Consider the following 12,082-nt stretch of genomic DNA (forward strand, 5'->3'; position numbering starts at 1 on the left):
GTGCTAGGGGAGGAGCGGGTCAGGCGGAGGGGTGCGTCATGTCCATCGGCACCACCCAGCGGTCGAAGTCGGCCTCGCCCACGTCGCCGCTGGCGATCGCCGCCTCGCGCAGCGTCGTGCCCTCCTTGTGGGCGCGCTTGGCGATCGCGGCGGCCTTGTCGTAGCCGATGTGCCGGTTGAGCGCGGTCACCACCATGAGGTTCTGCTCGAGGTTGGCCTCGATGCGCTCGCGCTGCGGCTCGATGCCGACGGCGCAGTGCACCCGGAAGGACTCGCACGCGTCGGACAGCAGCCGGATCGACTCGAGCACGGCGTGCGCCATGACGGGCTTGTAGACGTTGAGCTGGAAGTTGCCCTGCGACCCGGCGAAGGCGACGGTGGCGTCGTTGCCGAAGATGCGGGTGGCGACCATGGTCAGCGCCTCGCACTGGGTGGGGTTGACCTTGCCCGGCATGATGCTCGATCCCGGCTCGTTCTCGGGGATGGTGATCTCGCCGATGCCGTTGCGGGGGCCGGACGCGAGCCAGCGGACGTCGTTGGCGACCTTCATCAGCGCGCCGCCCAGCGTGCGCAGCGCCGCGCTCACGCCGACGAGGGCGTCGTGGGCGGACAGCGCCGCGAAGAGGTTGGGCGCCTGCACGAAGTTCAGGCCCGTCTCGTCGGCGATCTTGCGGGCCGCGAGCGCGCCGAACTCCGGGTGGGCGTTGAGGCCGGTGCCCACCGCGGTGCCGCCGATCGCGAGCTCGAGGACGCGGCCCTCGGACTGGCGGACGGCGTCGAGGGCCTGGTCGACCTGGGCGACCCAGCCGCCGATCTCCTGCCCGAGGGTGATGGGGGTGGCGTCCTGCAGGTGGGTGCGTCCGACCTTGACGACGCCGGCGAACTCCTCGCTCTTGCGGGCGAGCTCGTCGCGCAGCGCCTCCACGCAGGGATAGAGCCGCTCGGTCAGCTCGAGGGCCACGGCGATGTGCATGGCCGTGGGGAAGGTGTCGTTGCTGGACTGGCCGCGGTTGACGTGGTCGTTGGGGTGCACCGGCTCCTTGCTGCCCATGACGCCGCCGGCCAGCTCGATGGCGCGGTTGGAGACCACCTCGTTGGCGTTCATGTTGGACTGCGTGCCGGACCCGGTCTGGAAGACGACGAGGGGGAAGTGGTCGTCGAGTCGCCCGGCGATCACCTCGTCGGCGGCGCGGACGACCAGGTCGGCGACGTCCCGGGGGAGCTGGTCCAGATCGGCGTTGGCCAGGGCCGCCGACTTCTTGAGGATGCCGAGGGCCCGGATCATCGGGGAACCCCACACGAAGGTGTCCCGCCCGATGTCGAAGTTGCCCAGGCTGCGCTGCGTCTGCGCCCCCCAGTAACGGTCCTCGGCGACCTCGACCGTGCCCATGCTGTCTCGTTCGGTGCGCGTGCTCGTCATGCCTCCACCGTATGCCGGGGGCGGGAGGTCCGTCAGGCTGCGTCGCCCTCAGATGTCGTAGTCGTCGATCTCGGCCCGCACCGCCTCCTCGACGGGCTCGCCGGCGGCCGCGGCGACGGCGACCGCCTCGGCGGCCTCGGAGAACTCGTACCTGCGCTTGTAGAGGTCGAACAGCGCCATGATCGTGGCGCCGACGGGCACGCCGAGCAGGGCACCGGAGGCTCCGAACAGCGCGCCGCCCATCATGGCCGACGCGAACGCCACGGCGGGGTGGACGTCGACGGCCCGCGCGCTGATGCGGGGCTCGACGAAGACGTTCTCCACCTGCTGGTAGGCGATCGCGTAGATCAGCACCCAGAGCCCGTCGCGCGGCTCGCTGCTCACGAGGCCGACGAGGACCGGCAGCACGATGGACACGTAGGTGCCGATGTTGGGCACGAACTGCGCGACCAGGCCGGTCCACAGCGCCAGCGGCAGCCAGTAGGGCAGGTCGATGAACCACATGAACAGGCCCATGGCCGTGGCGTTGATGGCGGCGAGGACCAGCCGGCTCGAGACGTAGCCGCCGATCTTGACCAGCCCGATCTCCCACATGCTGAGGACGACGCCCTGCAGCCGCGGCGGGAACAGCCGGGCCAGCCAGGTGCGCAGCCGCGGCGAGTCGGCGGAGAGGTAGAAGGTGAACAGCAGGAAGGCGAAGGTGCTGAGCAGCGCCGACAGCAGGCTCGTGACGAAGCCCAGCAACCCGGTCGCCACCTGGCCGGCCAAGGCGGTGATGCGCTCGGAGGTGAGGTTGAGCCGGTCCATGATCGAGCCCTGGTCGATGTCGAGGCCGAAGCGCTGGTTGGCCTGCTCGACGGCCGACTGCACGAGGCTGGGGGCCTGGGTCACGAGGCTGGTCAGCTGGTCGCGCAGCATCCCGCCGAAGGCGAGGAAGAACGCGACGGCGAGCAGCGCCACCCCCAGCATCACCAGCGCCGTGGCGACCGGGCGAGGCATCCGGGTGGCCAGGCGCGAGACGGCGGGCTCCATCGCGCAGGCCGCGAAGAAGGCCATGACGACCGTGAACAGCACCTGCGCCCCGTCCGAGAGCACGAATCGCGCGAACAGCGCCAGGGCCACCACGGCCACCACGACCCAGGCGGCACGCCATACCGACTGCTGGTCGAGGACGACCGTGGCGGTGGGCGGCTCGACCGCCGCAGGCGAGCGCTCCGCCGGGGTCATCCCTGTCGTCCCTGTTGCCCCTGTCGGCACCAACTCGTCGGCCGCCACCAGCCCGTCGGCCGGCGCCGGCTCGGTCGCCGGTCGCCTGGGGAGTCGCAGTCTCAACGTGGGTCCTTCCGGACGGGTCGTATGCCGCCCGCCCGCCCCCGTCCGGGGTGCGGGCTCGGCGCGACGAGCGTAACGCCGACGTCCGACAGACCCGCGCAGGTCCTCGGCAGACACAGAGGTGGACCCGTCACCGACGGTAGTCTTCGCTCGTGCCACACGAGCAGGCCGCGCCCGCGGGCGCCCCCGACGAGCGTCAGACGCGTCGGCTGCTGGCCTACCTCGCTGCGGCGCTGGTCGCGGGTGGCATGCCGGTCCACGAGGTCGAGGCCGACGTGCGGCGGTGCGCGCGGGCGCTGGGCCAGTCCGGCTGCCAGCTGTCCGCGCTGCCCACCGGGGTGGTCCTGTCGCTCGGCTACGGCTCGCCGGCGACCTTCGAGGCCGTCGAGGGCTCGCTGCGCCTCGACCAGAGCGCCGAGGTCAACGCCATCCAGCGCGGCCTCGAGGACGGCTCGGTCACCGCGACGGAGGCGCTCGAGCGACTGGTCACCCTCCGCGCCCGCCCGCACCGCTACGACGTCCCGGGCATGTATGCCGGAGGCGCGCTCGTGGCCGCCGGCATCGCCCTGATCCTGCAGCCGTCACCACGCAGCGTGCTCTTCGCCCTCCTGTGCAGCCCGCTGGTCGTGGCGCTCATGCGGGTCAGCGGACGGCACCGGCTGCTCACGATCCTGTTCCCCAGCGTGGCGGCCTTCCTGGTGAGCGTGCTGGCGTTCTGGGCGGGGGAGCACGGCTGGGTCCCCGGCCCCCTGCGCAGCCTGCTGCCACCCCTGGCCGTCCTGCTGCCCGGCGCCCTCATCGTCACCGGTCTGTCCGAGCTGGCTGCCGGCGCGATGGTCGCGGGGACCTCACGGCTCGTCTTCGGCGCCAGCCAGCTCGTGCTCTTCGGGCTCGGCGCGGGGGCGGCCGCGGTCCTGCTGCGCGTGCCACCGGACATGCTCGCCAACGAGCGCAGCCACGAGCTCGGCTGGTGGGCGGCCCTGCTCGGCCTGCTGCTGCTCACGATCGGCATCAGCCTGATGGAGGCCGTCCCGCCGCGGCTCGTGCCCTGGGTGCTGCTCATCCTGGCCGCCACCTTCTCCTCGCAGGTGGTGGGCCAGACGCTGGTGCCGAGCCCGTGGTTCGGGGCCTTCCTCGGGGCGGTGGCGGCGAGCTTCGGGGCCAGCGCGGTCGAGCTGCTGCGGCCCCGGCTGCCGCGCCTCGTGGTGTTCCTCCCGAGCTTCTGGCTGCTGGTGCCCGGGTCGCTCGGCCTGATGTCGGTGACCCAGCTCGGGCTGGACACGCCCTTCGCGGCGGACACGATCGCCCTGTCCGTGGGCGTGATCTGCGCCATCGCCGTGGGTCTGGTCGTCGGGTCGAGCATCGCCCGCGGGGCGTGGTTCGTGGGGAGGGCGTCGCGCTACCAGCTGCGGCGCGGGGCCGATCGGTGGGACCGGGTCAGCCACCGACCGGGTCGCTCGCGCTGAGCCGCAGCACCGGAGCAGGGTCCGTCGCCGTGTCGACCGCGCCACCGGCGGCCCGCACCTCCAGGTGCAGGTGGCAGCCGTCCGGCGCCCCCAGGTCGCCGACCTCGGCCAGCGGCGTGCCCGGCTCCACCCGCTGACCGGGGGAGACCAGGACCCGGCGGGCATGCCCGACCAGCACGTCCCGGGTCGCGTCCGTCGTGCGGACGCGGAGGGCGTTCGGGCCGTATGCCGGACCCGGCCGCCTCGGGGTGGCGGGGTCGACGACGGTGCCGGCCACGCCGGACGTGATCACGGTGCCGCACGGCAGGGCCACGTCGACCCCGTGGTGGAAGCCCCGGCTGGCGGGGCACCGCGCGTCGGCGTCGTAGTACGGAGCGCTCGTGCAGCCGTAGGGCACCATCACCGGCCAGGCCCCCGCGAACCAGGGTGATCGCTGCAGCGAACGGTCGGTGTCGTAGAAGCGGTTGCCCGGGTCGAGCCCGGCCGGCAGAGCCGCCGTCGTCGTCGCCGCCGTGGGCGAACCGGTGCCGTCAGCGGTCGCGGGGGTCGCCGGGGTCGTCATACCAGGGCTCGTGGGTGCCGACCCGCTCGACGATGCCGTCGGCGAGACGGTCGAGAGGTCACGCGCGGCCGGCGGGGTGTCCCCGGGGGTGGACAGCTCGAGCCGGGTGGGCGTCGGCTCCGGGTCCGGCGGGGCGCAGGCACCGAGGCCGGTCGCGCCCATCAGCAGGGTGGCGAGAGCGGCGACATCGACTGGACGGCGCAGCCTGCTCACAGGTCGACGACCACCACGGTGACGTTGTCGCGGCCGCCGGCGTCGAGGGCCTCGTGGACCAGGGCCCGGCTGGCGGTGCCGGGGTCGTGGTCGGCGAGCAGGGCGGCGATCCGGGAGTCCTCGAGCTCGCCGTTAAGGCCGTCCGAGCACAGGAGCAGGCGTCCGGCCGCGGGCACGACCGCCACGCCGGGGGTCGCCTCGCTCTGCGGGTCGTCGGTGATCGCGCGCGTGATGCGGTACTGCCCCGGGTGCGTGCGTGCCTGCTCGAGCGTGATCATCCCGAGGTCCACCATCTCCTGGGCGACGTTGTGGTCGCTGGTGAGGGCCACCAGGTCCCCGTCGACGAGCAGGTAGGCCCGGCTGTCGCCCACCCACGCGACCACGAGCTGCCCGTCCCCGCTGCGGGCGGCGACGACGAGCGTCGTCCCCATGCCGACCGTCGCGGGGTCCTGACGGGACCGGTCGACGACCGCGCCGCGCGCGGCGGCGACGGCATCCTCGAGCAGTCCCTGCACGTCCGCGCTGCGTCCGACCGCGCCGCCACCGGCCATCCGCACGACGGCGTCGACGGCCACCTGGCTGGCGATCTCCCCGCCGGCGTGCCCGCCCATCCCGTCCGCCACGACCCACAGGTCGTCGTCGACGGCATACGCGTCCTCGTTGTGGTCGCTGACGCGCCCTCGGTCGGTGAGGGCGGCGTGGCGCTGCGACGTCGTCATGCCAGCATCCTGACATGTCAGCCCCGGTGAGCAGCGCAGCAGCGGGCGCACTCTCGCAGGTGACCCGTCCACGCGTCGGCGCGTCAGCCCGGCCGAGTCTGCCGAGGTCCTAGCCTGGAGCCCGTGGGGGACCCAGGTATGCCGAGCGGACCCGAGCCCGGCGTCTCGACGCGCGTGCTCACGCTGCCGAACGCCCTCACGCTCCTGCGGCTCGTGCTGATCCCCGTCTTCCTCTGGCTGCTGCTGGTGCGGCACGCCGAGCTCAAGGCGTTCTGGGTGCTGGCCGTCTCGGCCGCGACGGACTGGGTCGATGGCGTGGTGGCCCGCCGCTACGACCTCGTCAGCCGGCTCGGGCAGACCTTGGACCCCGTCGCGGACCGGCTGTTCGTGCTCACCACGATGCTGGGCCTGATGGTGCACGGCGTCGTGCCGTGGTGGTTCGTGGCCCTGCTGCTCGCCCGCGACCTGTGGGGCGTCACCGAGATGGTGCGCCTGCGACGCCACGGCCTGCGCACGCTGCCGGTGTCCTTCATCGGCAAGGCCGCGACCTTCGCCCTGCTCACCGCCTTCCCGCTCATGCTGCTGGGGCACGGTCCGGGCACCCCCGCGGCCGTCGTCCGGGCCGTGGCGTGGGCCTTCGCCTGGTGGGGTGCCGGGTTGTACTGGCTGTCGGCGATCATGTACTACATCCAGGCGCAGCAGGTCGTGCGCCGTCCGTCGGGGGAGGAGGCACCATGAGCACGCCACCAGGGGCACGGCCGGCACCGTCAGCACCCACACCACGGCAGCGTCGTCCCGACGAGAGCATGACCCTGCTCACGGAGATGATGCACCGTCCCCTGGACCCCGGGTATGCCGCCGAGGCCGACCGCCGGGTCGCGGCGGGTCTCACGCCGACACCGTCCGGGCGCACGTGGCGCACCACCGTCTATCTCCTGCTCATCGGGGTGCTCGTGGCGAGCGCCGGCATGGCCCTGCGTCAGCCCAAGGCCGCCGTCACCGCCGAGAAGTCCGCGCTCGTGGCGCAGATCGAGCGCCGCCAGACCGAGGCCGACCGGACCCAGGCGCAGATGGCGACGTGGGAGGCCGAGATGACCCGCGTCCGCGAGCAGGTCCTGGCCGGCCAGGCCGAGCAGGGACTGACCGACCGGCTGCGGCAGGCCGAGCTCGGAGCGGCGGCCACCCCCGTCACGGGGCCGGGGCTGGCGGTCACCGTCGACGACGCCCGCACCAGCACCGAGGCGTCCGCCGACGGCAACCCCCGCACGTCCGAGCAGGACCCGGGGCGGGTGCAGTCCAGCGACCTGCAGCTCGTCGTCAACGGGCTGTGGGAGGCGGGCGCCGAGGCGGTCGACGTCAACGGGCACCGGCTGACGTCGACCTCGGCGGTGCGCTTCGCCGGCGAGGCGATCCTGGTCGACTACCGTCCCCTGACCCGGCCCTACGTGATCCATGCCATCGGGGACCCGCAGCAGCTGCGCACGCGGTTCCAGGCCACCGAGGGCGGCCGCTGGCTGGACGCGCTCGGCCGTGAGGTCGGCATCCGTCACGACGTCGCGACGCAGGAACGGCTCGTGCTGCAGGGCGACAGCGGGGTGCGGCTGCGCCACGCGACCCCGGTGCCCGCCTCCGCCATACCCGCTGCTATTGCGAAGCCAGCCACCAGCACGACGACCAGCGCGAAGCCCGCCAGCACGAAACCAGCCAGCACGACGACCAGCACGAAGCCAGCCAGCACCACGCCCAGCACGACGGAGGCCAACCCGTGATCCCCGCACTCGGACTGCTCATCGGCATCGTGATCGGGGTCTTCCTCGACCCCTCGGTGCCGGTGTGGCTCCAGCCCTACCTCCCGATCGCGATCATCGCGGCGCTCGACGCCGTGTTCGGTGGTCTGCGCGCCGTCCTCGACGGCATCTTCAACGACAAGGTCTTCGTCATCTCGTTCCTGTCCAACGTGGTGGTGGCGGCGCTCATCGTCTTCCTCGGTGACCAGCTCGGCGTCGGCGCCCAGCTCTCCACCGGGGTCGTCGTGGTCCTCGGCGTCCGCATCTTCTCCAACGTCGCGTCGATCCGCCGACACCTCTTCCACGCATGAGCACGCGCCTCCCCGACCCGCCCGACGGCGACGGCACCACGCCGGAGCCCCGCACCGCTTCGCAGCCCTCCACCGCTTCGCAGCCCTCCACCGCTTCGCAGCCCTCCACCTCTCCGTCGGACTCCACCGCGCCCACGACCGCCACCCCTCCCTCCGCGTGGCGGCGGCTCGCCCGCGTCGGCCGCCCCCGCCTCACCAAGGCCAACGCGATGGCCACGGCCCTCGCGGTGCTGCTGGGGTTCGCGCTCGCCACCCAGCTGCAGTCGCAGTCACGACGCGGTCTGGAGTCCCTGCGCACCAGCGACCTCGTGCGCATCCTCGACGACCAGAACGCGCGCTCGGACCGGCTCGACGCCGAGGCGCGTCAGCTGCAGGCCCAGCGGGACGAGCTCGTCAACGGGTCGCAGCAGGGACAGGCCGCCGTCACCGCGGCCCGGGAGCGGCTCGACACGCTCGGCATCCTCGCGGGCACCGCCAAGGCCAAGGGGCCCGGGGTCACGATCCGCATCACCGACCCGCAGGGCAAGGTCAAGGCCCCCATGCTGCTGGACGTCGTCCAGGAGCTGCGCGACGCGGGCGCCGAGGCGATCCAGGTCGGTGACGTGCGGGTCGTCGCGTCGACGTGGTTCGGTGCCCAGGACGGCGCCCTGCGCGCCGACGGCAAGCCGCTCAGCGCCCCCTACGTCGTCAAGGCGATCGGCGACCCGGCCACCATGGATGCCGCCATGCGGATCCCGGGCGGCGTCGTCGAGAGCATGAGGCAGGAGGGCGCTGACGCGGCCGTGGCACGGGCAGATAGCATCACCGTGGACGCGCTGGCGACGCCGGCGCAGCCACGTCACGCTCAACCCGTGCCGGCCCCGACGACGGGACCAGCTCCGTAGCACCCGTCCACGGAGGCCCGTCCGAGCCGGACGTCATCCGCGACCTACAAGGAGCGCCATGTCGGAGCTGTCCTACCCCGAGAACCTTCGCTACACCGCCGAGCACGAGTGGGTCGCCGTCGAGGGCGACCTCGCCAAGATCGGCGTCACCGCCTACGCGCAGGACGCGCTGGGCGACGTCGTCTACGTCAGCCTCCCTGCCGTGGGCGACACCGTCTCCGCCGGCGACTCGTGCGGCGAGGTGGAGTCCACCAAGTCCGTCTCCGACCTGTACTCCCCGGTGTCCGGCGAGGTCGTCGAGGTCAACGAGGAGCTCGACGGGACCCCCGAGTCGGTCAACTCCGACCCCTACGGCAGCGGCTGGATGTTCACGGTCAAGGTCAGCGACCCCGGCCAGCTCGACGGTCTCATGGACGTGAGCGCCTACAAGGCCCAGCTCGACTGACCGATAGGCTGGTGCCTCGGACACATTTCTCATACGGTGTCACCCGCGGTGACCCGCACGTTCGCGTGACGGGCACGCGGGTGACACCGATTGATCGCCAAGGAGGGACTGCATCATGAGCCACCCTGAGCAGGAGGGCCGTCGCCCTCTCCCCGAGGGCCCGTCGACGCAGCAGTTCCAGGGCGTCGGTCAGGAGCCGGACCTCACCGCCGACGGGGGCGGCACGCAGGGGCCGCACGACCAGGCCACCGTCGACGCGCTGCGTCCCGGCACGGCGCTGCTGGTGGTCCTGCGTGGACCCAACACCGGCGCCCGCTTCCTCCTCGACGCCGAGGAGGTCAGCGCCGGTCGTCACCCCGACAGCGACATCTTCCTCGACGACGTGACCGTCTCCCGTCGGCACGCAGTCTTCGTTCGGATGGGCGACACCTTCGAGGTGCGGGACGTGGGGTCGCTCAACGGCACCTATGTCAACCGTGAGCGCACGGACGCCGGCCGCCTCCAGGCCGGTGACGAGGTGCAGATCGGCAAGTTCCGCCTCGTGTTCTACGCCCCGTCGTCCAGCTGATGCCGGTGAGCGACGGCTCCTCGTCCCGCAGCACCTTCACGATCGGCGCCGTCGTCGCTGCGCTGGTCGACGACTTCCCCGACCTGTCGATCAGCAAGGTCAGGTTCCTGGAGTCCAAGGGGCTCCTCACCCCGGAGCGTCGCCCGTCGGGCTATCGCGTATTCTCCCAGGAGGACGTCGAGCGGCTGCGCTACATCCTCACCGCGCAGCGCGACCGGTTCTGGCCGCTCGAGGTGATCCGTGACGCGCTGGACGCCATCGACCGCGGGCTCACCCCGTCGGGGCCGGGGGAGTCCACGCTCCCGACCGTCCCCGAGACGGTCGCCGCCGACGCGGTCGACTCGTTGCTCACGGCTCCCGCCTCCTCGCTGCGGCTCACCGAGCGCGAGGTGCGTCGCTCCGCCGGCATCGACGAGGCCACGCTCACCGGGCTGCTGACCTACGGCCTGTTGCGCCCCGACCGTCACGGCCACTTCGACGAGGACGACCTGGCGGTGGCCCGGGCGGCCGGCCAGCTCGCGTCCCACGGGATCGAGCCGCGGCACCTGCGGCCGTTCCGCACGGCGGCCGACCGTGAGCTGGCCCTCGTCGAGCAGGTGCGTGGGCCTGCGGCCCGACGCCGTGACGACGACCCCGCGGTCGACATACTGCGGTCCTGCCTGTCCCTGCACGCCGCCCTGGTTCGAGGCGGTCTCGGGGACTGAGCACCACGAGCGCCATCGGCGACGGGTCGCCGATCGCGAGGTACGGTGGCGAGGTGAGGTCACTAGAGGTGCTCGGGGTCCGGGTCGAGATGCCGACCAACAAGCCGATCGTGCTGCTCAAGGAGACGGACGGCAGTCGTTTCCTGCCCATCTGGGTCGGAGCGGCCGAGGCCACCGCGATCGCCTACGCGCAGCAGGGGGTCGAGCCGCCGCGGCCGCTCACCCACGACCTGATCGCCAGCCTGATCCCCGCGCTCGGCCACCGGCTCACCGAGATCCGGATCAGCTCGCTGCAAGACAGCTACTTCCGGGCCACGCTCGTCTTCGACGGCACGATCGAGGTGGACTCCCGCGCGTCGGACGCCATCGCGATCGCGCTGCGCACCGGCACCGGCCTCGTGACCACCGAGGCCATCCTCGACGAGGCGGGCGTGACGATCTCCGGGGAGACCGGCGAGGACGGCGAGGTGGCCGCCGAGGACGAGGTCGAGCGCTTCCGCGAGTTCCTCGACCACGTGACGCCCGAGGACTTCGAGGGACGCCAGGACGAGGGCCCTCACGAGGCCTGACGACCAGGTGCCACGTCTGGGCCGGCCCGCGCCCCGGGGTCCGACGAGCCGGTCAGCCGGTCAGCCGGGTCGCAGAGAAGGTGGGCGACCCGGTAGGCCGTTCGGGTAGCCCCTGGGCGCGCCGCCGCCGACGCAGCCCGACACACGTGCCGGGTGGGGGCTGATGTGATTGACGACCCCCAGGCCGGGACGTACCGTCGAACTCGAGCCCGGCACCACGTCACGCGACTGCGCGCGACGCCCGACAGCCGAGACGAGCAGCGCGAAGGGGGAGGGGCCGTGGGACCGGAGCACACCGACCGCCCGGTCGTGCCGACCGCCTCGCAGGGGTTGCTCTTCACCGACGACCTTCCCGACCTGTCCGAGGACATCGGCTACCGCGGACCCACCGCCTGCAAGGCCGCCGGCATCACCTACCGCCAGCTCGACTACTGGGCCCGCACCGGCCTGGTGGAGCCGTCCGTGCGCGGCGCGACGGGATCGGGCACGCAGCGGCTCTACGGCTTCCGCGACATCCTCGTGCTCAAGGTCGTCAAGCGGCTGCTCGACACCGGCGTGTCCCTCCAGCAGATCCGCGTGGCCATCTCGACCCTGCGCGAGCGCGGCGTCGAGGACCTCGCGCAGATCACCCTCATGAGCGACGGCGCCTCCGTCTACGAGTGCACGTCCGCCGACGAGGTCATCGACCTCGTCCAGGGTGGTCAGGGCGTCTTCGGCATCGCGGTCGGACGCGTGTGGCGCGAGATCGAGGGCGAGCTGTCCTCGCTGCCGAGCGAGCGCTTCGAGGACGAGGAGCAGCCCGACTTCCCGGGCGACGAGTTCACCGCCCGGCGCCGCACCCGCTCCGCCGGCTGACCACCCCTCGCGCCAGGGTCGTGACGACCCGGGTCGCGCCGGCCGGGGCGGCACCCTGCTGCTAGGGTTTGCAGCGCTGATCACCTCACGCGGGAGAGATCCTGCGCGGCGAAGGCCGATGATGCTCCGTCGCGACGAGGCGACGAAGTGCCGCAGGTCGACGTCGGCGGGGCGCCGAAGGGGCAACTACCCCGGAACCTCTCAGGCACCCGGACCGCGTGGGCAGGCACCCTGGATGCGTCGCCCC

At 72.6% G+C, this 12,082-nt stretch carries 14 protein-coding genes and 1 riboswitch; of the genes, 10 read left to right on the forward strand and 4 right to left on the reverse strand.

Going from position 1 to position 12,082, the window contains the following annotated elements; genetic code table 11:
- Positions 1-19 precede the first annotated feature (19 nt).
- A complete protein-coding gene (gene fumC, locus B2P18_RS10985) occupies positions 20-1,420 on the reverse strand; it encodes a class II fumarate hydratase (RefSeq protein ID WP_286959192.1) in 1,401 nt (466 codons plus the stop codon).
- A gap of 48 nt (positions 1,421-1,468) precedes the next feature.
- On the reverse strand, positions 1,469-2,647 hold the full coding sequence (locus B2P18_RS10990) for an AI-2E family transporter (protein WP_286959196.1): 1,179 nt from the start codon (positions 2,645-2,647) through the stop codon (positions 1,469-1,471).
- A gap of 257 nt (positions 2,648-2,904) precedes the next feature.
- Here B2P18_RS10990 and B2P18_RS10995 point away from each other — a divergent pair, with 257 nt between their 5' ends.
- Positions 2,905-4,218, forward strand: a complete 1,314-nt coding sequence (locus B2P18_RS10995) for a threonine/serine ThrE exporter family protein (RefSeq protein WP_019285780.1) — start codon at positions 2,905-2,907, stop codon at positions 4,216-4,218.
- Here B2P18_RS10995 and B2P18_RS11000 read toward each other — a convergent pair.
- On the reverse strand, positions 4,190-4,942 hold the full coding sequence (locus tag B2P18_RS11000; RefSeq protein WP_286959206.1) for a M23 family metallopeptidase: 753 nt from the start codon (positions 4,940-4,942) through the stop codon (positions 4,190-4,192). The two genes, B2P18_RS10995 and B2P18_RS11000, sit on opposite strands and share 29 nt — an antisense overlap.
- Positions 4,943-4,989: 47 nt before the next feature.
- A complete protein-coding gene (locus B2P18_RS11005; RefSeq protein ID WP_019285782.1) occupies positions 4,990-5,712 on the reverse strand; it encodes a PP2C family protein-serine/threonine phosphatase in 723 nt (240 codons plus the stop codon).
- Positions 5,713-5,835: 123 nt separating this feature from the next.
- Between B2P18_RS11005 and B2P18_RS11010 the strand changes: the two genes are divergently transcribed.
- From B2P18_RS11010 to B2P18_RS11050, 9 genes are all read left to right on the forward strand, one after another.
- Positions 5,836-6,450, forward strand: coding sequence for a CDP-alcohol phosphatidyltransferase family protein (locus tag B2P18_RS11010; protein ID WP_286959208.1), 615 nt, complete (start codon positions 5,836-5,838; stop codon positions 6,448-6,450).
- Positions 6,447-7,481, forward strand: a complete 1,035-nt coding sequence (locus B2P18_RS11015) for a DUF881 domain-containing protein (protein WP_286959212.1) — start codon at positions 6,447-6,449, stop codon at positions 7,479-7,481. Before B2P18_RS11010 ends, B2P18_RS11015 begins: the two co-directional genes overlap by 4 nt.
- Positions 7,478-7,810: a small basic family protein gene (locus tag B2P18_RS11020; RefSeq protein ID WP_019285785.1), complete on the forward strand. Its 333-nt coding sequence runs from the start codon at positions 7,478-7,480 to the stop codon at positions 7,808-7,810. Before B2P18_RS11015 ends, B2P18_RS11020 begins: the two co-directional genes overlap by 4 nt.
- Positions 7,807-8,694 carry a DUF881 domain-containing protein gene (locus B2P18_RS11025; protein ID WP_286959222.1) on the forward strand — a complete coding sequence of 296 codons (888 nt, stop codon included), beginning with the start codon at positions 7,807-7,809 and terminating at the stop codon, positions 8,692-8,694. Before B2P18_RS11020 ends, B2P18_RS11025 begins: the two co-directional genes overlap by 4 nt.
- Positions 8,695-8,752: 58 nt before the next feature.
- The gene (gene gcvH, locus B2P18_RS11030; protein WP_239262375.1) at positions 8,753-9,139 is read left to right on the forward strand and encodes a glycine cleavage system protein GcvH; all 387 of its coding nucleotides are present in this window, start codon (positions 8,753-8,755) and stop codon (positions 9,137-9,139) included.
- 115 nt (positions 9,140-9,254) lie between these two features.
- A complete protein-coding gene (locus B2P18_RS11035) occupies positions 9,255-9,707 on the forward strand; it encodes an FHA domain-containing protein (protein ID WP_019285788.1) in 453 nt (150 codons plus the stop codon).
- Positions 9,707-10,411, forward strand: coding sequence for a MerR family transcriptional regulator (locus B2P18_RS11040; protein WP_019285789.1), 705 nt, complete (start codon positions 9,707-9,709; stop codon positions 10,409-10,411). The genes B2P18_RS11035 and B2P18_RS11040 overlap by 1 nt, the downstream gene beginning before the upstream one ends.
- 53 nt (positions 10,412-10,464) lie before the next feature.
- Positions 10,465-10,980: a bifunctional nuclease family protein gene (locus B2P18_RS11045; RefSeq protein ID WP_037214111.1), complete on the forward strand. Its 516-nt coding sequence runs from the start codon at positions 10,465-10,467 to the stop codon at positions 10,978-10,980.
- A gap of 279 nt (positions 10,981-11,259) precedes the next feature.
- Complete coding sequence (locus B2P18_RS11050; protein WP_286959270.1) at positions 11,260-11,835, forward strand: MerR family transcriptional regulator; 576 nt, start codon at positions 11,260-11,262, stop codon at positions 11,833-11,835.
- Positions 11,836-11,915: 80 nt separating this feature from the next.
- Positions 11,916-12,062, forward strand: a riboswitch (glycine riboswitch).
- The last annotated feature ends 20 nt before the right edge of the window (positions 12,063-12,082 follow it).

This window comes from Arsenicicoccus sp. UBA2120 (assembly GCF_002330965.1).
In the GTDB taxonomy this organism is placed as follows: domain Bacteria; phylum Actinomycetota; class Actinomycetes; order Actinomycetales; family Dermatophilaceae; genus Arsenicicoccus; species Arsenicicoccus bolidensis.